Genomic DNA, 19929 nt, shown 5'->3' with positions numbered 1-19929 from the left:
TTACGGCTTTCGCTGAAGTGCGGAATTCCGCTCTTATTTCCATACAAGAGCGGAATTCCGCTTGACATCTTTCTGATGATAAAATATGCGTAATCCCGCTTCTTTAAAAAGCGGAAAAGCGCATGCCTCAGTCGATTTTTCAATCCCTTGGAGCTCAAATCAAGGAAGCCAGGCAGCGTCGGCAATTAACACAGCCAGCTCTTGCCGAACGACTGGGGCGGGACCGTGCACGTATTTCCGAGCTGGAACGCGACCTTGCCAAAGAGCGCATCGGACGAGACAGGCTCTCCCTGCTGGTCGATATCTGTGACGCTCTTGACCTGACGCCATTGCTTGTACCCAATTCCAAGCTTGCCGCCGCACGCGAATTGATTTCCTCCAAGAGGGTGGAGCGGGAGACATCATCCGGCCAATCCACCGCTTTCGAAGACGTGTTCGTCGACCTGTCCGATGACGGGGACAAGTAATGGTGGAGTCAGCCGCGGTTCTGGGTGTGTATCTTTTGGATCGGCACGGCAAAAGAATCCGCGTGGGAACCCTGACGCGCGACCGCGACAGAGCCACCACCTTCGTGGTCGACGAGGCCTATCTGAGAAATCCGGATCGACCCATTCTCAGCCTCGCCTGGGTGGTGCCGGGTGACGAAGAAGCCACACGGGCACGGCTTGCGGCGCGCGGCGACAAGATAGGCCTTCACGGCTATTTGCCCCCGTGGTTTTCCGGACTGCTCCCCGAAGGGGCCCTACGCGACCTGGTTATGACTGAGATGGGACCAGGAAATCATGACCAATTCGATTTGCTGACACGACTTGGTGCGGATTTGCCAGGCGCGGTTCTAGCCACGCCGGAAACTGGGCCATCCGCTTCGGCCGGGCCGCTTCGTCTCGAAAATGCTCAAGGCATTGATCTCGTGCGCCCAGAGGGTGTTGTGAAATTCTCACTCGCTGGCGTGCAGCTGAAATTCGGCGCCCTGGCTATAGGCGACCGTCTCACTGTCCCGGCGAGGGCCGGAGAAAGTCGCTGTATATTGAAGGTGCCTACCCCTCGATATCCTGGTTTGCCAGAGGCGGAATTTGCCGCCATGACCCTTTCGCGGATGATTGGCGTCAACACAGCGGATTGTCGCCTCATCCCAACCAGCGCCATCGAATCCATTCCGGCGTCCTTTCTCGAAGGCGGCAAGCAGGCCTTCGTTGCCGATCGTTTCGACCGGCCAGGTGAAGAACAGCGCATCCATATGGAAGATGCGGCCCAGATCGTTGGGGCCACTGGAGAGCGTAAATATACGATGGCCACCTACGAAACCATCCTCAACATTATCCGCCGCTTCAGCACCGACTGGCGGGCCGACGTTATGGAGGGATTTCGCCGGATCGTTGCCGACGTCCTGATCGGAAACGGAGACGATCATCTCAAGAACTGGTCATTCTGGTTTCCCGACAATCGCGAGATAAGACTTTCGCCGGCTTACGATATTGTTCCGACCATTTTCTATGCACCCAATGACGATCTGGCACTTCGGTTTGCAGGTACACACGCATTCGCGAATGTCACCTTCAAACGGTTTCGGCGTGTTGCCGAATTCCTGAAGCTCGACCCCGACTGGATCGAGAGGGACATGAAAGCTGTCGTCAAGAAAGCTCTCGAGCTATGGCCCAGAGCATGTTTTGATCTCCTGGAGCAAACGCGGGCCAATCAAATCGTCAACCGCTTGGACACACTTGCCCTGGTGCAGGAGACAAGACGGTAGGCGCCAAATCAGCTTTTCATCTCGAATTCAGGATCGACCAGGATCTGCATCAGCCTCACCAAGTGGTTGCCTTGTCATGCCAGTCTATAATCGGCACCAGTTCGCCATACTCACGTCGGTCATGCCCTTGGGTACAGCCGCGCCGCACTGGCGCGGCCGCACCATGCCATCCCCTCACTGCGTCGGCAGCATGCCTTCGACGTCGCTTGCCGCGTCGGCGAGCGCTTCCTTGGGCGTTGCCGACTGGTCGACGATCCGCGACAGATTGTCGACGATGGTCTGCGTCACCTTCACACCGTTGGTGCCGGGGAAAGCATACCACGGAACCATCAGCGGCATCTGGCTGAGGCCGGCCTGGAACAGCGGGTTCTTCTTGTAGAAATCGCCGAGATATTCCGGCGACTTCGCCGCCAGTTCATTGTTGGGGACATAGCCCGTGCCGGGCACAACGACAGACGCGCCATAAGGACCGGCGGCGAACTTCGCGAACTTCCAGGCGGCGTCCTGCTTGGCGGCGTCCTTGGTCAGGATGACCACGGCGTTGCCGCCGGTCGGCAGATGGCCGTTGACCGGGTCGATCAGCGGGATCTTGGCCGTGCGCAGCGGGAACTTGTCGCCGACATTCTTGATGGTATTGACCAGCGCGCCGGTGGTCTGGAATTCGAAGCCGACCTTGCCGGCCGCGAAAGCCTGCTCGCCAGCCGGCTTGGTGAAGACCGGCATGCCGCCCTCCTTCACCATCCGCTCCAGGATCTCCATCGCCTTCTCGCCTTCCGGCCCGTTGAAGGCTACCTTGCTTTCATCTTCGTTCAGCATCTTGCCGCCGGCGCCGAACAGCAGCGCCGAAAACATCCAATCGTCGCCCTGCCAGCGGAAGTCGATGCCGTCGACGCCATTGCCGAGCGCCTTGATCTTGCCGCCGAGCGCGATCACCTCATCCCAGGTCTTGGGCGGATTGTCCGGGTCGCCGCCGGCGGCCTTCACCAGGTCGGCATTGTAATACATGATCGGGTTCGAGGTGGCGAAGGCAAGGCCGACCTGCTTGCCGTTGACCTGCGCCAGCTTCAGGATGGTGTCGGAGAAGCCGAGCTCCGCCATGTTGCCTTCCTTCTTGACCAATGGGCCAAGATCGACGGCAACGTCGCGCTCGTTGAGCATGCGCAGGCGATTGAGGCCGATAAAGGTGATGTCGGGCATCTCGTCGGTGCCGGCCTGGCGAAGGATGGTCTGGATGCCCTCCTCATAGGTCGCCGACGGGCTGGCGAACTGGATCTTGATGTCGGGATTTTCTTCCATGAACTTCTTCGAGATCGTGTCCATCACGTTCTTGAAGAAGCCGGGCATCGGATAATGAACTGTCAGCGTCGTCTCGGCATAGGCCGGAAGGGCCGCCGCAAGCGACACCGCCGCCGCGGCGAAAATCCTGGAAAAATGCTTCATTGCTCGTGCTCCTTTTTGGCCAGTCAGTTGTTGGCCCAGTCAGTTGTTGGCCCAGTCAGTTGTTGGCAAGCTCAGCCTTTGAGGCCGGTCATGGTGATGCCCTCGACGAAGCGCTTCTGTGCGAACAGGAAGGCGACGACGAGTGGAAGGGTGATGATCATCGTGGCGGCCATCAGCGCGCCGTAGTCGTCGCCGGCCTCGGCGGCGCGGAAATACATCAGGCCGAGCGGCGGCGTGGCGTAGGCCTGCTTGCTGACCACGATCAGCGGCCAGTAGAGATCGTTCCAGTGCGCGACCACCGAGAAGATCGCGAAGGCGGTGACCGCCGGCCAGGCGTTGGGAACGATGACGCGGGCGACGATGCCGAGTTCGGACATGCCGTCGAGCCGCGCCGCGTGGATGAGATCGTCCGGCATGGCGCGGAAGAACTGCAGGAACATGAAGATTGCGAACACCGAAATGGTGAAGGGCGCGACCAGCGAGGTATAGCTGTTCAAGAGCGACATGCGGTCGAAGGCGACATAGAGCGGCAGCGCGGTGGCGTGGATCGGCACCAGCAGGCCGAGCATGACCAGCACCATCATCAATCGCGCGGCGCGGAATTTCAGCTTGGCCATGGCGTAGGCGCAGGGGATGGCGACCAGCACCTGGAAGAAGAAGATCAGGCCGCACACGATGACGCCATTCCACAGCAGCGTTGCCATCGGCACCTTGGCAAACGCCTTGGCGAAATTCTCGGCGAAGTAGAAGTGCTCGGGGATGAGCGACAGCGACGAGGTGAAGATGTCGCTCTGCGTCTTGCCCGCCGTCGAGATCATGAAGATGTAGGGCGCGAGGATCATCAGCGCGCCAAGCGAAAGCAGCGCGAAGCGGATGATGCGGCCGGCAGGCAGGCTGGTCATGTGTAATGCACCCGCCGGTCGAGCACGCGGTATTGGAGAAGCATCAGCACGACCAGGATCGCCAGGAAGACGACCGTCATCGCCGAGGCATAGCCGACGCGCAGATAGACGAAGCCTTCCTGGTAGATGGTGAACAGCAGCACTTCGGAGGCCTTGTTGGGGCCGCCATCGGTCAGCATCTTCACCGTCTCGAAAACCTTAACCGCATTGGTGATGCTGATGGTGACGACGAACAGCGTCGTTGGCCCGAGCATCGGCCAGGTGACCAGGAAGAACCGGTCGAGCGCCGATTTCGCGCCGTCGACATGAGCGGCGGCGTAAAGTTCGCGCGGGATCGCCGTCAGGCCGGCCAGGAACAGCACCATGTTGAAGCCGACCGACTGCCAGACGCCGATGATCGACAGACTGTAAAGCACGGTGTTCGAGGCGCCGAGCCAGTTCGGACCGGGAATGCCGACCAGCGCAAGCAACTCGTTGATCGGCCCGATCGTCGGATGGAAGAGATATTGCCAGACGGTCGCCATGGCGACGATCAGCGACGCCACCGGCAGGAAATAGACGGTGCGGAAGAAGCCGCGCGCACGCGGTTCGCCTTCGATCAGCAGGGCGACGCCGAGACCGAGGATGATCGAGACCGGTGCGACGATCGCCGTATAGACCGATGTGTTCCACAATGATTTGCGAAAGGTTCGATCGGTGATCAGATGGGCGTAGTTCTCGAAGCCGACCAGGCGGAATTTGCCATAGCCGAGTTCGAAATCGGTGAAGCCGAGGAAGATGACGGCAGCCACCGGCAACAGCACGAACAGCAGCAACAGCACGATCGCCGGAGCCGCCAGCAACCAGGCGGTACGGTCCTCGCTGCGCCTGTGAAATGCCGCGACGCTGGAGACATTACCCGCCAGCGCGATGCTAGACATAGGCCGGCTCCTGCCGTGCCGGCGCGGCACTTGCCGTACGCAGCCGCCGTCCCTCCGGCCCGAAGACCATGGCCTGTTCAGGGGACAGAAGGATACCCACCGGCATTCCCGCAATCAGGTCCCTCGCCTCATGCGGTGCGAGCTTGGCGATGACGGTGTCGCCGGACGCGTCGAGCCGGCAATGGGCAATGACTTCCGACCCGAGGAATTCGAGGCGCTCCAGCCGCCCGGCAAGTCCGCCCCGCCCGTTGGGCGAAAGTTTGACGAATTCAGGCCGGATGCCGAGGCTGATCGGGCCGTTCGCCACCTTCTCCAGCAGGGCAAGCCGGATGCCTTGGAAATCGACACGGCCGGCGTCGGCGGCCGCTGGCAGGACGTTGATCCTCGGCTGGCCGACGAAACGGGCGACCTCGATATGGGCGGGATCGTTGTAGATCGCCTCGGGCGCGGCGAGTTGCAGCAGATTGCCGCCGATCATGACAGCCACGCGGTCGGCCATCGACAGCGCTTCGGCCTGGTCATGCGTCACATAGAGCGTCGGCACGCCGGCGCGGCGGTGCAGTTCGACGATCTCGCCGCGCGCATGGACGCGCAGATTGGCATCGAGGTTGGACAGCGGTTCGTCCATCAGGAAGATCGAGGGATGGCGCACCATGGCACGGGCCAAGGCCACGCGCTGCCGCTGCCCACCCGACATCTGACCAGGCCTCCGGTCGAGCAGATGGTCGATCTTGAGCACGGTCGCCATCTCGCGCACATCCCGCGAAATGCCGGCGCGGATCTCTTTCTGTCCTGGCAGGAACGAACCGACCAGCGGCAGGCGCTGCGTCCGGCTCAACCGCTTCATGGCCAAGGGAACCGCGATGTTCTGGCCGGCCGTCAGATGCGGGTAGAGTGCATAGGACTGGAACACCATGGCGATGTTGCGGTCTGCCGCCGCGACCGCCGACATGTCCCTGCCGCCGACGAAGATCTCGCCGCTGTCGGCATGATCGAGCCCGGCGAGAATGCGCAGCAAGGTGCTCTTGCCGCAGCCCGAGGGACCGACCAGGGCGATGAACTCGCCCGCTTCGACATCGAGGCTGACACCGTTCAGAATGGCGTTGCCACCGAAGGACTTCTTCAAGTCGCGAAGCGAGAGCGCGCTCATGATGCGACTTTCTTGCGGACCTTGTGCGCCTCGTGCGGGTAAACCTCCTCGACCACGTCATCGAGGACGTGCACGGTCATGCCGGGGATGGCGACGATCTCGCTGGTGACGGTGTCGCCGAATTCATGCACGACTGCGCCAAGCAGCCGCTCGCCCGGCATGTCGCGCTCCATGTCGCCGACGACAAAGGCCGCCGACGGACCCCAGACCAGCGAAGTGTTTCGGTATTTGCCTTGCCATGCCCGGTGCAGGTGCCCGCTGGCGAACAGCGCGACATCGTGGTCCGCGATCAGGTCGTAGAGACGCCGGCGCTGTGCCGGGCGGATGCTCCAGTAACCGGTGTCGCCCTCGCCCGGCTCATCGATGAATAAGGGCTTATGGGCGAAAATGGCGATGCGTCGGCCGCTACGGCTTTCCAGCGCCGCGCGCAGCCATTCGAACTGGCTTTCGTCCTCGGCATCGTCAAAGCCCATCAACAGGCTGTCGAGCCCTATGAATCGCCAGTTTCCGGCGTCCTCCATCCAATAATCGGGACCGACCAGCCGGCGCCAGCGCTCAAGACGTTCCGCATTGACCGGCTGCAGCGAGCCGGGCAGATGGCCGACATCGTGATTGCCGGGCACGAGCAGCATCGGGACCGAGATTTCCCGCATCAGATCCATGCAGAAGCTGATGTCGTCGTCCTTGTCGGCGCCGTCAACGCTCAGATCGCCGGTATGGACGACGAGGTCAGCGCCGCTCTGCTCGATCCAGGCCGCGAGCGGCTGCCAATTGCCGTTGAAATGCGGCTTGGTCGGGCTGAAATGGGTATCGGTGATCTGGACGATTTTCATGCCGGCTCCACTGCGAGAGCCGGCTGCCGGAGAACCACCGGCGCGCAACTTCGCGTGGGGTCTCCTTAGTGCCGTTACATGTCACTTCCTTAACAGGCTGGGGACAAATGTTCGCGCCGCGCCGATGGGCCGGCTGGCCGCCGGTGCGGTTCAGCGTTTGATAGAATTTCCGAACCGCTCCAATCCTTCGTTTTTACGCAATTTCGGATGGAAAGCCGTAATGCGCCTTCCCGGAAATGGCTCTAGCTTTTCACCTCGAATTGCGGGTCGACCGGGATCTGCATCGCCGTCACCAGATGGTTGGTCTGGCCGGCGAGGCCGATGATCGACACCAATTCGCCATGCTGCGCGTCGGTCATGCCCTTGGCACGGGCGGCCGCCGTGTGCGAGTGGACACAGTAGGAGCAGCCATTGGCCGTCGACACCGCGATGTAGATCATCTCCTTGGTCAGCGGATCGATCGCGCTGTCGGCGACCATCACCACCTTCAACTGCTCCCAGATCCGCTTCAGCGCCGCCGGATCATTGGCCAGACCACGCCAGAAATTGTTGACGAAATCCGATTTGCGCGTTGCCCTGATGTCGTCGAACACCGCCTTCACCGCCGGGATTTTTTCGACCTCGGGATCGCTGAGGAGTCTTGTGGTGGCCATGGCGTTTCCTTTCGTTTCGATCGATGAATTAGGTCGTTGAATCAAGCTTGGAGCAAAGGCGGCTAACCAGCATTTCTGATCAGTTTTTGATGCGGGTTGGAACAGAACCGTGGAGATTCGCGGAGCCCCTTACCATTCCGTGACTTTCACGTAGAGCGCAGCGGAGCCAAATCCTGCACCGCAGCAGCACACCTGAGTCCCGGCATGGATCCTGGGGTCTGCGCCGCGTCGCTTCGCTCCTTGCTAGCCCCAGGATGACGAAGGGGCGGGCGTTTTCGCCAATTGCCAACGTGCATGTACCGCCAAGCCTCAGCGAATCTAATGCACCGCCGCATACATGATCTTCTCCTCCGTCGCCTCCGCCGGTGAAAACTCCTCGACGATGCGCCCTTGCCGGCAAACCAAAATGCGGTCCGACAGGTTCATGATTTCCGGCAGATAGGACGAGATCACCACCACGGCCAACCCTTCGTCGGCCAGCCGGTTGATGATCTGGTGGATCTCGGCGATCGCGCCGACATCGACGCCGCGCGTCGGCTCGTCGAAGATGACGATGCGCGGCTGCTGCACCAGCCCCTTGCCGATCACCACCTTCTGCTGGTTGCCGCCCGACAGCTCGACGACGCGCGCATTGTCGTTGATCGCCTTGATGTTGAGTGTTTTCGTCCATTCCGCCGAAAGCTGCCGCATCTCCTGCTGGTTGATCACCCAGGCCTTTTCACGGCCCGCCGCCAGCAGCCCGCCGAACAGGTTCTCGGCAATCCCCATCGTTTCGAAGATGCCCTCGCTCTTGCGATCCTCGGTGACATAGACGATGCCGTCGGCAACCGCTTCGCTCGGCACGAGGTACCGCACCGGCCTGTCGTTCAGTTCGATCGCGCCACCGCGCAGGAAATCACGCTTGTAGATGCCGGACACGATCTTGAACGTTTCGGTGCGGCCGGAGCCGATCAGGCCGAACACGCCAGTGATCTGGCCCTCGAAGATCGAGAACGAAGTGTTGCGCACGACATTGCTCATCGAAATGTCCTGCACCGACAGCACTTTCTTGCCGGCCTTGCGCAGCCTGGCCTCTTCGCGCTGACGATAGATCTGGCCCGACAGTGTGCGCCCGACCATGGCAGCGACGATCCTGTCGCGGTCGAAGGCCGAAGTGTCGTCGGTGATGACCAGTTCGCCGTCGCGCAGGATGGTGATGCGGTCGGCGATTGCGAGCGCCTCTTCCAGCGCGTGGCTGATGAAGACAATCGACACGCCGCTCGCCTTCAACCGGCGGATCAGCGCGAAGAAGTGCCGCTTTTCCTCCGGTGTCAGCGTCGCTGTCGGTTCGTCGAAGATGATGATCTCGGCATTGTGGTGCACCGCGCGCGCGATCTCGACCATCTGCCGCTTGGCCGCACCCAGTGTCGCCACCATGGCGTTGGGATCGACCGGAAAATTCAGCGACTGCAGGAACTGCTGTGCTGAAATATACGTGCCGCGCAGCCGGTTGAGGAATTTTTCGGTACCGAGATAGAGGTTCTGCGCCACCGTCATCGACGGCACCAGGCTGGTCTCCTGGAACACCATGGCAATGCCCGCCTCGAGCGCGGCGTGCGGCGAGGCGTAGGCGATCTCCCGGCCCTTGTGGAACATCTTGCCGGAGGTGGCGTCGACCACGCCGGCGATGATCTTGGTCAGTGTCGATTTTCCCGCACCGTTCTCGCCGAGCAGCGCATGGATTTCGCCCTTGCGCAGCTCGAAAGTGACGTTCTTCACCGCCGGCACGCCGCGGTAATTCTTGGTGACATTCTCCAGGCGAACGATCGGTTCCATCAGAAACCTCCCGAGGCAAGGTCGACGGCCAGCACGCAATCGCCGCCCTTCGAAGCGATCAACAGCCTGCCATCCCATTCCGCCACGCTGCAGATGCCATGGCGCGTGCCGTTGGCGCGGCTGTGCAAGCTGAATTGCGGCTGTATGTTTTGATCGAGCCTGACCACCAGCCCGTAGGAGCGGCTCGGCGACCACGGCTTGTGGATGCCCATGGTGCGGATGCCGCCGCATTGCAGCGGTTCGAGGAAGCTGCGGTTGGACGCCAGCGCCGGCGCGATCCAGTAGGCCGGCGGCACCTGGTCGATCATGTCCTGCCGATAGTACGTCTCCTGCAGCACGAATTCGATCAGCCGGTTGCGCGGCGCGAACAGGGTAAGCCATGCGCCGCCATCGGCGGCAGGCGCGAGCCGCGCGGGATAGCCGGGCAGATGCGTCAGCACGGTCGAGCGATTGCCGGTCGTGCCATCGAAACGGACAAGCTGATGGCGCCAGCTCTCGCTCACCAGCACATCTCCGCCGAGGGGATGGAGCCCATAAGGGAACGCGATGTCGCCCGCCAGCCTGCGGAACTCGCCGCCCGCCGCATCCCGTTTCCAAAGCGAACCGGACGCGCCCTTCTTCATCAGATCGGCCGCCCATTGCGACGGCGCGTGCTCGGCCGACCCGTTGGCCAGCCATAGCGTGCCGTCCTCGGCATAGGCGAGCGCGGTGATGCAGCTGACACCAGCCGGCAGCGCAACCTCCTTGCCTGATATCAGCAGCTTGCCGGTTTCCAACCCCACCGTCAGTTCACCCGACGGCGACAGAGCCAGCGCGGTGATTGGGGAAGGAAAGGTTTCGACAACCTTGATCTCGGTGCCGGCGGCAATCGCGTGGATGGCGTTGCCGCTGGAGGCCAGAAGGCGGCGATCGGCAACCAGCAGATTGTCCGGCTCGGTCAGTTCGGCGAATACAGGCGCATCATCCAGCCGCGTATTGGGCCGGAAGGCGCCGTCGAGCGGCGGGATGGTCACCGCCTTGCCGCGAAACAGGTCAAGCACAGGATCGAGAATCACTGCTTCGCCCCCCAGTAGGAAGCGGGGCTGGTCCAGTTCGGGTCGGCGCCTGATATCTTGTAGCGGCCGATGCGGTTGTTGAGGATGCCGCCGACGAACAGATATCCCTTGTGTTCGCGCATCGAGGTGACCATCGGATGCGCGCCGCCTGTCAGGTCGCCCATCGCCTCGACGATGCCGCCCTTCTCGTTGAATTTCACCACGCCGCCGGTGTTGATGTTGGGGAACAGCCATTCGTCCTGCGGCAGCCGGCGCGTCATGCGCTTGCGCATGTCGGGGTGGCGCAGCGAGAGGTCGAAGCTCGGCGTGCGCATGCCCAGCCACGCCATCCAGTAGTTGCCGTCGGAGGCGCGGTTGATGTTGTCGGGATAGCCCGGCATGTCGCGGATGACGCATTCGGCGGCGCCCGCCTTCGGTCCTTCCAGCCAGTAGCGATGCACGCGGCAGGCCCAGCTTTCGGCGAAGAACAGCGACTTGCCGTCATGCGCCATGCACACGCCGTTGGTGTAGCGGTAGCCGTCGAGCAGCGTCTTTGTCGAGCCATCCCGGGGATCGTAGACCAGCAGGCGGCCGGTAGCGCGGTTCTCGATCGAGTCCAGCGCCCAATCATGGGCATCGTAGCGCTTCGTGGAATCCGTGAAATAGATGCGCCCGTCCGGCGCGATGTCGCAATCATTGGGATCGCGCAGCCGCGCATCATCGACGATCGAGGTCCAGGAACGCGAGGTCTCGGCCGACAGGCGTTTTACTTCCCGTTCCGGCGACACCGAATAGAGTCCCATGGCGCCGACGCAACTGATCAGATTGCCCGCTCTGTCGAAGGCCAAGCCCAGCGGGAAGCCGCCAATGTGGGCAAAGACTTCCGACCTGACATAATCCGGTGCGAAGAAGCGGACGATCTCGCCATGGCGCGTGCCGCAATAGAGATTGTCGTCGCGGTCGAGGATGACGTCTTCCGGCCCCTCCAGTTCGCCAAGCCCGATATGGTCGGCGGCGGACAACCGGTTGTCGAGTGCGTAAGGCGTGCCGGAGCCCGGCACCGCGGACTGTGTTTCGCCCATCTTGAGATAGACCGGCGCGACATAGACCTCGTTCAGCACCTTGTGGCGGTTCTTCAGCCAGCGGATATCGATGGTCACCGCAACCGCCAGCATGATGCCAAGCACCATCTGGTTGGTGCCTGTGCCGTAGCCGAGCCGGATCAGTCCATTGGTCATGGTCAAGACGATGATGGCGCCCATCAGGCCCTTGACCACCGAGCCGCGCCCGCCGCCGAGACTGACGCCGCCGACCACCGCCGCCGTCAGCGCCATGATTTCGAGATTGAGGCCTGTGCCCGGCCCTGCTCCGCTCAGCCGGCAGGCGATGAGAAAGCCGCCGATCGAGGCGCAGAAACCGGAAAAGACATAGGTCATGAACACGGTGCGGCGCACGCGGATGCCCGCATTGTGCGCCGAGCGCCTGGAGCCGCCGACCGCCAGCACATGCCAGCCCGGCCGCGAGCGCGTCAGCGCGATATGGGTGACGATGGCCAGGATGATCGCCAGCCAGACCGAGACGGAAAGCCCCCAGAAGGTGCTGTCGCCGATGAAATCGAGCACGTCGGACGTAGCGGTCGAAAGCTGCACGTCGGCGGCATAGGTGGTGACCAGGATGTCGAACAGCGCCCGCCCGAAGATGAAGGTCACCAGCGTGGTGAGGAAGGCGCGCAGCCTGAGATAGCCGACGAGGTAGCCGTTGATGGCGCCGAAGACGAGACCCGTGGCGAGCGACGCGGCCAGCGCCAGCCAGATCGACTGTTCGAGGATGAAGAAGACATAGACGGCGGAAAAACAGGACAAAGCGAAGATCGAGCCGACCGAGAGATCGATGCCGCCGCCCAGCATCACCACGGTCATGCCGGTGACCACCATCGAGAACTCGCCGAGCTGGCGGGTCGATTCCTGCAGCGAGGAGAGCTTGAAGAAGCCCGGAATGATCGAGCCGAAGGTCGCCAATGTCACCACCAGCGCCAGGAAAGGAATGGCGTTGTCGGTCCAGCGCTTGGTCAGGATCTCGCCGACCAGATGGTCGGGCACGATATTGTAGCGCCAGGACTGGAGGCGTTCGCGAAAGGTCATCAGGTCACTGCGGCAAGAGAAACGAGAGAAAGAGGCGGCCGGACGATCCGGCCACCTCGTTGAGGCCTTTAGAAAACGATCGGCTTATTTCGCCGCCGCTTCGGCTTGCAGCGCCTTCAGGTCCCAGCAGCTGTCGGGCTTGAGGTCGGCCTTGGTCGTCGCCTTCTCCAGCGTGTAGATGTAGGTGTGCGAGGTGCCGGCCGGCTGGCCGCTCTGCAGCAGGAATTTGATGATGGCGTTCATGTCGCCCGACTGGCGGGCGAGATCGGTCATCACCACGGCGCCATAGGTGCCGTCGGCCAGCTTGTCGCAATCGGCTGCCTTTTCGCCGCCGCCGGTGGTGACCAGGAAGACCTTGCCGTCGAGCTTGGCGTCGCGGATCGCGGCGGATGCGCCGGTCGCGTCACCATCCCAGAAGTCGATGATCGAGCAGATGTCGGGGTTCTGCTGCAGCATGGTCGTGGTCACGTTGCGCGAGGTCGTCGCATCCCAGTTGGAGTCGGGCTTGGCCACGACCTTGAAGTCGGGATGCTTGTCCAGCACCTTCATGATGCCGGCATATTGGTAAAGGCTGGAAGAGTTGGCCTGGTCGCCCTGCACCAGCCCGATCTTCTTGGACGAGTTCTCACCGCAGCCCTTGATCGCGGCTTCCGCCTCGAGCTGGCCGAGCCGGTCCCAGTCGCTGCCGACGAAAGCATCGGCCGGGAAGTTGGCCGGATTGTCGACCAGGATCACATAGGTGCCAGCCGCCTGCGCCTTCTTCATCAACTTGGAATAGGAGTTGAGGTCCGGCGCATGGATGATCAGCACGTCTGGTCTGGTGTCGGACGAGATCGCATCGGTGATCGCCTGCGCGCCGGCGTCGACCACCCAGTTCGGATCGCGCGTCTCGAACGTGCCGCCCCAGGCCTCGACTTCCTTCTTCAGGTAATGCGCCCAACCCTGCGCCAGGTCGAAGCCCATGGCCAGCGGCACCAGCATGACGCGCTTGCCCTTGAGTGCCTGCGCGTAAGCCGCCGGGCCCGGATCGTCGGCGGCGAAAGTCGGCGCCACGAAGGCGGTGGCGGCAAGGGCCGTGGCCGCCGCCAGGAGTGTTCTGATCAGTTTCATTATGTCATCCTCTGGTTCGGTTTCATTGCCGGCCGATCGCCCCGATCGCACCGGGTACCCCAGAGCAGGATGGGCTAGCCCATCTGCCCTAAATGTCGCCCTGCTGCGCGGTCTGTTCGTCGCGCGGATTGATGATGCCGTCGACGATGATGGCGCCGAGCAGGATCGCCGCCTTGATCAGGTTCTGGTAGAGCAGCGGAATGTCGATGATGGTCATGGCGTTGAGCAGGATGCCGATCAGTGCCGCGCCAACCAGCACGTTGCGCACCCCGCCTCGCCCGCCTGACAGGCCGATGCCGCCGATAACCGCCACCAGCACGATGTCGTAGAGCAGCGTCGAGTTGACGACCCGCGTGTTGATCGAATGCAGGCTGGCCGCCGTCAAAAGGCCGGCGATCAGCGCCACGAAGGCGGAGAGCACATAGCGCAGCACCAGCATCGGCCGCACCGGAATGCCGATGTTGCGGGCGGCCACCGGATTGTCGCCGGCGAAATAGATATAGCGGCCCCATTTGGTGTAGCGCAGGAACAGGAAGAACAGGAAGGCGAGCCCCGCGAACACGAACACCTCGATCGGGATGTCGAGGAAGCGCAGGCCGCCGAGCAGTTCCACCCAATGGCCCTGCGGCACCGGCACCGCGTCCTGCGTGATCAGTTGCGAGCGGACATAGCCGAAGACGAAGGAGCCGGTCGCCAGCGTGACGAAGATCGCCGGCACATCGGCATAGGCGACGAGAAAGCCGTTGAGGAGGCCGATGGCGAGCACGCCTGCCAGGACATAGGCGAAGGCCAGCCCGTCCGAAGTCCCAGTGTTGAGCAGTTGCAGATACCAGGCGACCGACATCGCCATGATCGCCACCGCCGACAGGTCTATGCCGCGGCCGATGATGACGACAGCCATGCCGAGCGCCAGTATGCCCAGCACCGAGACCGAGCGAACGATGGCGACGAGATTGTTGGGATCGATGAAGCCAGGCAGGCCGATGGCCGCCGCGACGAACAGCACCACCGCTATGGCAAAGACAATGCCTTCCTGATTCAGGCTCCTGAAGTTCAGCCAGCCGGCCATGTTCATTGTCTGCTTTCACCCCGATGGCAGCGCTGCCACCCCAGGAAAGAAAGCTAATCGGCTCAACGCCGCTTCGTCAAATGAATCCGCGCTTGAAACAAGGTCTGGCGGCGAGATTCTTGGAGTGGACGCATTGATTGGCAAAACTGGCGCAATGCCCGGAAACTCCAGCACTTTTGGCAATTGTTTGCGCCATTGTCCGTACCCGCGAATGCGCCACACCAAGGCGAAAGGCGAAGATGGAATTTAACCCCGCGATGGGCGGGAAAATTCGACTTCAGTTCCCGGCAAAATGGCCCGAGACCTCGGCGCCAGCGGTCCTCGGCAACACCAGGAAACGGAACGCCGCCACCAGCCCGATGGCGCCGATCACCAGGAAGGCTGCTCGAAAATCGACGAGATCGAGCGCCGGCCGATCCCTTGCGATCTGCGACAGGTTCAAGATCGCCGCCGCCACCGCGACGCCGAACAGCATCGCCACCTGCTGCAGCATCGACGACAGCGTCGCCGCCGAACTGCGCTGCCCGGCGGCGATATCGGCGAAGGCCAGCGTGTTGAGCGCGGTGAACTGCATTGAGCGCGTCAGGCCGGCAATCAGCATCAGGGACACCACCAAGGCCTGCGGCGTCTGCGGCGAGATCGCCGCGCACGCCATGATCGATGCGGACGCGATGATGCCGTTGACGACCATAACCGAGCGAAAGCCGAAGCGGCGCAGCGTTGGCGTCGTCACCGTCTTCATGCCGAGATTGCCGAGGAAATAGGCCAGGATCATCATGCCGGCATCGACCGGCGAGAGGCCGAAACCGACCTGGAACAGCAGCGGCAGGAGGAACGGCGTGGCGTTGATCGCCACCCGGAAGATGGTGCCGGCGGCAAGCGTCGAGACGGCGAAGGTCTGCACCTTGAACGACGAGAGATCGAGCAGCGGATGCGGCGCGCGCCTGAGATGGCGCACCGCCAGCCAGCCGATGAGCATGCCCGCAGCGATCAGCCCCACCGTTGGCAAGGCGCCATCCTCAGGATGCGCGATGCGTTCGAGGCCATAGAGCAGGCAGGCGAGCCCGAGCGATGTCAGAAAGAACCCTGGCCAGTCGAGCGGTTTGGGATCGGCTTCACGATCGCCCGGAATGAAGCGGGCAACCAACGCCAGCCCGATCACACCGAGCGGGATGTTGATGAAGAAATTCCAGTGCCAGGACAGATAGGTGGTGATGAAGCCGCCGAGCACCGGGCCGACGACAGGCGCGAACAGCGCCGGCCAGGTGATCAGCGCCGTGGCGTTGAGCAATTCGGATTTGGACGCGTTGCGCAGAACGAGAATTCGGCCGACCGGCGTCATCAGCGCGCTGCCCAGGCCCTGCACTGCGCGGGCAACGACGAACTGGGTCAGGTCTTGCGAAAAGCCGCAGGCGAGTGACGCCAGCGTGAACAGCGCGATGGCCACGAGGAAGATGTTGCGCGCGCCGAAGCGGTCGGCGAGCCAGCCCGACAGCGGCACGAACACCGCCATGGTCAGCATGTAGACGGTGATGCCGATGCTCATCGCCACCGCCGGCACGCCGAACGATTCCCCCATCTGCGGCAGCGAGGTCGAGATGATCGTCGAATCCAGCAGCTGCATGAAGAAGGCGATGGCGACGATCAGCGCCACACGCCGCGAATTCCCGGCTGTTTCGGCTGAAGCTTCGGTCTCGGGAATGGCAGTCATGACGGACCGCTTGAACAGCATTTGGCCGACGGCGTCCAGACAACAGCCAACAAACTTTCGTGTCGCGTCGCGGCCTGTTATGGAGGAGCGGGGTGGCCGAGGAACGCAGACGCATGAAGCCTATCTATATCGACTACCTCAATGCTCTCGACATCGAAGCCCTTGCCATGACCGATGCCGAGATCGTCGGCGCCGTCGAGGCCGGGCTCATCGCGCAAGGCAAGGGCCAGACGGTGATCGAGCCGCGTGTCCACCTCGAACCCGACCCGTCCTTCCACGGCCATTTCAATGTTCTGCGTGGCTACGTCGCGCCGCTCGACACGGCGGGCGTAAAAATCGTCGGCGACTATGTCGACAACTATCTGCACGGCCTGCCCTCGGAATTCGGCATCCTCAATCTGTTCGATCCGCGCACCGGCACGCCGCGCGCCATCCTCGACGCCACCGTCATCACCGACATGCGCACCGGCGCCGTCACCGCCATCGGCGCCAAGCACCTGGCGCGCAAGAACTCCAAGGTGCTCGCCCATATCGGCGCACGCGGCACCGCGTACTGGAATGTTCGCCTGCTCGACCATCTCTTCGATTTCGACGAAATCCGCGTCCATTCGCGCCGGCCGGAAAGCCGCGACGGCTTTGCCGCGAAGCTCGCCGCCGATCTCGGCAAGCCTGTCAACGCGGTCGCTGACTGGGAGAGCTGCGTCAAAGGCGCCGACATTGTCGTCGAGGCCTCGCGCCTGCCCGAGCCGCAACCCCTGCTCAAGACCGAATGGATTAAGCCCGGGGCCTTGGTGGTGCCCTATGGTACGATGAGCGCGGTGGAGCTGTCGCTGACCGACATCATGCAGAAGATGGTCGTCGACGACTGGGGCCAGTGCAAGGGTGGCAAGTTCGGCTCGCTGCGTGCCCATGTCGAGACCGGGCGGCTGAGCGAGACGACGCTGCATGCCGAACTCGGCCAGATCGCCGCCGGCCTGAGGCCGGGACGGCAGAGTGACGACGAAACCATCCTGTTCTGGCACCGGGGCCTGTCGCTGTCCGACATCGCGCTCGGCAAGGCGATGCTGGCCAAGGCGCAAGCGCAAGGCATCGGCCAGAGGCTGCGTTTCGCATGAGCGCGCTCGTCCTCACCGGGACCGGCGTCAGCGTCGGCGACGTCGCCGCCGTCGCCCGCGAGGCGCGCAAGGTGGAAATCGGAGCCGAGATCATCGGCAGGCTGGAGGAGGCGCGAAAGGTGCTCGACCAGGCCGCGGCCTCCGGCCAGCAGATCTACGGCCTGAACACCGGGCTCGGCGCCAATCTCGGTACATCGGTCGAGGGTGACCCTAGCGCCTTCCAGCGCCAGTTGCTCGAGGGCCGCAGCGGCGCGGTCGGCGAAGCGCTGCCGGTCGAGGCCGTGCGGGCAACCATGCTCGCACGCCTGACAATGCTGTCGGTGGGTGGCTCCGGCCTGTCGCCAGCCGTCTTCGTTGCCTTGGTCGATGTGCTCAACGCCGGTGTTCATCCTGTCATGCCGTCGCTGGGCTCGATCGGCGCCGGCGACCTGGTGCTGATGACCGCGATCGCCCGCCTGCTGATCGGCGAAGGCGAAGCCGATTATCAGGGCAGGCGCATGCCGGCGGCCAAGGCGCTGATGATGGCCCGCCTCGCTCCGATCGGCCTGGCGCCCAAGGACGGGCTGTCGCTGATCAACGCTTCCGCTGTCTCCACCGGCGGCGGCGCGCTTGTGGTTACGGACGCGCTGTCGGCCCTTGACCAGCAGCAGCAGGCCGGCGCGCTGACCATGGAAGGGTTTGGCGCCAACCGCACCATCCTCGATCCCCGCCTGCATATGGCGCGGCCGGCTGCCGGTCAGCAGGAAGCCGCCAAGGCGCTGCACGATCTTCTCGCCCGCGACGAAGCACCGGCGCCCACCAACATCCAGGATCCGCTGTCGATCCGCTGCATGCCCTCGATCAATGGCGCGCTGATCGAGGCGATCGGCCAGGCAAAACGCGCCGTCGAGATCGAACTCAATGCCGCCGCCGACAACCCGCTGGTTCTGGGCGATGACGAGCTGGTGCTGTCGACCGGCAACTTCCACACCGCTTCGCTGGCGCTTGCCTTCGAGACGCTCAGCCTTGCCATCGCCCAGTGCGCCGCCGCCAGTGCGGCCCGCTTCATCCAGCTCACCGGCTCGGGCCGCAACGGCCTGCCGAAATATCTGTCGCCGGTCGGCGGCGCCTCGGCCGGTTTCGTGCCGCTGCAGAAGACGGTGACGTCGATCCTGGCTGCCATCCGCCACAAGGCCAATCCGGTGGTGCTTGACTTCCTGCCGGTTTCGGAAGGCGTCGAGGATCACGCCACGCAGACGCCGCTGGCGGTTTGGAAATGCGCCGACATGATCGTGCTGTGGCGGCGGCTGATCGCTTTCGAACTGATGGCCGCCGCCCAGGCCGTCGACCTGCGTGAAGGGTTGACGCTGGCCCCGCGCACGTCAGCCGTCCACACGGCGATACGCGCGCTCGTCCCTTCCCTGAAGGAGGACCGGCCGCTCGGCGTCGATGCGGAAGCACTCCACGCCGCGCTCGCCGGTAATGCGTGGCGGCCGGCCCTAGCTCCGGCCGACCTTGTCGAGAAACAGGCGTAGCTCGGCGGGATCCATATGCACGATGTGCCTGTCCTCGGGATAGGCGCCGCTGTTGACGTCTGCGACATATTCGGAGAACGCCGCCACCCGTTCCGCCTGCAGCCGGTCATATTCGGCGGCGAAATTGCGGTAGACCTTGGAGTGGCGCGGCATGTGACCCCTGTTCTGGCCGAGGATGTCGTCGGCGAACAGATATTGCGCATCGCAGCCGGTGCCCGCCCCCATCGACAGCATGATCAGCGGCGTGCGCTCCGAAATCGCCTTGGCGACCTCGACCGGCACCACTTCGATCTCGGCGCCGATGGCACCGGCGGCCTCCAGCTGCTTCACCGCCTCGAACACCTGCATCGCCGTGTCGGCGGTCTTCCCGACCGCCTTGAAGCCGCCGGTCCAGGTCGCACGGGACGGAATGAGGCCGACATGGCCGATGACGGGAATGGCGTCGTCCGCCATCCGCTTGATCGTGGCATAGCCCGCGCTGCAATAGACCGCGTCGGCGCCAGCCTTGTAGAGCCGGAAAGCCCAACGCAGGAAATCGTCAGCCGTGCCGATCTCGAAGAAATTGTCGCCCGGCATGGTGAACAGGCTGGGTGCCGCGTCGCGGTATTGCGGATTGAGCACCAGTTCGGGCGGCACCGAGACGATGTCGACCCCTGCCCGCTCGGCGGCCTCCGCCTCGTCCAGGTTGAGCACGCGCAGCATGGTCAGCTGCCGCTTGCCTTTCATGGCGCGCAAATCGGCGACTGTCGGTCTCTTTCGGCTCATCAAACGT

The 19929-nt window shown here is 63.1% G+C and carries 17 protein-coding genes; 4 read left to right on the top strand and 13 right to left on the bottom strand.

The window, feature by feature from the left end; translation table 11 throughout:
* Positions 1-122: 122 nt before the first annotated feature.
* Both LB569_RS11580 and LB569_RS11575 read left to right on the top strand, forming a co-directional pair.
* The gene (locus tag LB569_RS11580) at positions 123-467 is read left to right on the top strand and encodes a helix-turn-helix domain-containing protein (protein ID WP_224542175.1); all 345 of its coding nucleotides are present in this window, start codon (positions 123-125) and stop codon (positions 465-467) included.
* Positions 467-1750 (top strand): type II toxin-antitoxin system HipA family toxin, encoded by a 1284-nt coding sequence (locus LB569_RS11575; protein WP_224692380.1) that lies wholly within the window; start codon positions 467-469, stop codon positions 1748-1750. Before LB569_RS11580 ends, LB569_RS11575 begins: the two co-directional genes overlap by 1 nt.
* Positions 1751-1924: 174 nt before the next feature.
* Here LB569_RS11575 and LB569_RS11570 read toward each other — a convergent pair whose 3' ends face one another.
* The 12 genes from LB569_RS11570 to LB569_RS11515 all read right to left on the bottom strand — a co-directional run bounded on the left by LB569_RS11570 (position 1925) and on the right by LB569_RS11515 (position 16528).
* Complete coding sequence (locus LB569_RS11570) at positions 1925-3190, bottom strand: ABC transporter substrate-binding protein (RefSeq protein ID WP_224692379.1); 1266 nt, start codon at positions 3188-3190, stop codon at positions 1925-1927.
* A 71-nt stretch (positions 3191-3261) separates the two neighbouring features.
* Positions 3262-4092, bottom strand: coding sequence for a carbohydrate ABC transporter permease (locus tag LB569_RS11565; RefSeq protein ID WP_224542181.1), 831 nt, complete (start codon positions 4090-4092; stop codon positions 3262-3264).
* A complete protein-coding gene (locus LB569_RS11560; RefSeq protein ID WP_140702032.1) occupies positions 4089-5012 on the bottom strand; it encodes a carbohydrate ABC transporter permease in 924 nt (307 codons plus the stop codon). Before LB569_RS11560 ends, LB569_RS11565 begins: the two co-directional genes overlap by 4 nt.
* A complete protein-coding gene (locus LB569_RS11555; protein WP_224692378.1) occupies positions 5005-6162 on the bottom strand; it encodes an ABC transporter ATP-binding protein in 1158 nt (385 codons plus the stop codon). Before LB569_RS11555 ends, LB569_RS11560 begins: the two co-directional genes overlap by 8 nt.
* The gene (locus LB569_RS11550; RefSeq protein WP_224692377.1) at positions 6159-6995 is read right to left on the bottom strand and encodes a metallophosphoesterase family protein; all 837 of its coding nucleotides are present in this window, start codon (positions 6993-6995) and stop codon (positions 6159-6161) included. The genes LB569_RS11555 and LB569_RS11550 overlap by 4 nt, the downstream gene beginning before the upstream one ends.
* Before the next feature lie 242 nt (positions 6996-7237).
* Positions 7238-7648, bottom strand: coding sequence for a carboxymuconolactone decarboxylase family protein (locus LB569_RS11545; protein WP_224692376.1), 411 nt, complete (start codon positions 7646-7648; stop codon positions 7238-7240).
* A gap of 318 nt (positions 7649-7966) precedes the next feature.
* Positions 7967-9463 carry a sugar ABC transporter ATP-binding protein gene (locus LB569_RS11540; protein WP_224692375.1) on the bottom strand — a complete coding sequence of 499 codons (1497 nt, stop codon included), beginning with the start codon at positions 9461-9463 and terminating at the stop codon, positions 7967-7969.
* The gene (locus tag LB569_RS11535) at positions 9463-10518 is read right to left on the bottom strand and encodes a hypothetical protein (protein ID WP_224692374.1); all 1056 of its coding nucleotides are present in this window, start codon (positions 10516-10518) and stop codon (positions 9463-9465) included. Before LB569_RS11535 ends, LB569_RS11540 begins: the two co-directional genes overlap by 1 nt.
* Positions 10515-12638 (bottom strand): ABC transporter permease, encoded by a 2124-nt coding sequence (locus LB569_RS11530; protein WP_224692373.1) that lies wholly within the window; start codon positions 12636-12638, stop codon positions 10515-10517. The genes LB569_RS11535 and LB569_RS11530 overlap by 4 nt, the downstream gene beginning before the upstream one ends.
* Positions 12639-12722: 84 nt before the next feature.
* Positions 12723-13748, bottom strand: coding sequence for a sugar ABC transporter substrate-binding protein (locus LB569_RS11525; protein ID WP_224692372.1), 1026 nt, complete (start codon positions 13746-13748; stop codon positions 12723-12725).
* Between the two features lie 88 nt (positions 13749-13836).
* Complete coding sequence (locus tag LB569_RS11520; protein WP_224692371.1) at positions 13837-14823, bottom strand: ABC transporter permease; 987 nt, start codon at positions 14821-14823, stop codon at positions 13837-13839.
* Positions 14824-15094: 271 nt separating this feature from the next.
* Positions 15095-16528: a DHA2 family efflux MFS transporter permease subunit gene (locus LB569_RS11515; protein WP_224692370.1), complete on the bottom strand. Its 1434-nt coding sequence runs from the start codon at positions 16526-16528 to the stop codon at positions 15095-15097.
* 113 nt (positions 16529-16641) lie between these two features.
* Here LB569_RS11515 and LB569_RS11510 point away from each other — a divergent pair, with 113 nt between their 5' ends.
* Positions 16642-17643 carry an ornithine cyclodeaminase family protein gene (locus tag LB569_RS11510; protein ID WP_224692369.1) on the top strand — a complete coding sequence of 334 codons (1002 nt, stop codon included), beginning with the start codon at positions 16642-16644 and terminating at the stop codon, positions 17641-17643.
* A complete protein-coding gene (gene hutH / locus LB569_RS11505) occupies positions 17640-19157 on the top strand; it encodes a histidine ammonia-lyase (RefSeq protein WP_224692368.1) in 1518 nt (505 codons plus the stop codon). The genes LB569_RS11510 and hutH overlap by 4 nt, the downstream gene beginning before the upstream one ends.
* Here the strand turns inward: hutH and LB569_RS11500 are convergent.
* A complete protein-coding gene (locus tag LB569_RS11500) occupies positions 19122-19922 on the bottom strand; it encodes a 3-methyl-2-oxobutanoate hydroxymethyltransferase (RefSeq protein ID WP_140702050.1) in 801 nt (266 codons plus the stop codon). The genes hutH and LB569_RS11500 overlap by 36 nt on opposite strands.
* Positions 19923-19929 lie beyond the last annotated feature (7 nt).

Source organism: Mesorhizobium sp. BH1-1-4 (assembly GCF_020165665.1).
GTDB lineage: Bacteria > Pseudomonadota > Alphaproteobacteria > Rhizobiales > Rhizobiaceae > Mesorhizobium.
Note: the sequence above shows the minus strand (reverse complement) of the source record. Positions and strands in the feature narration are given on the sequence as shown.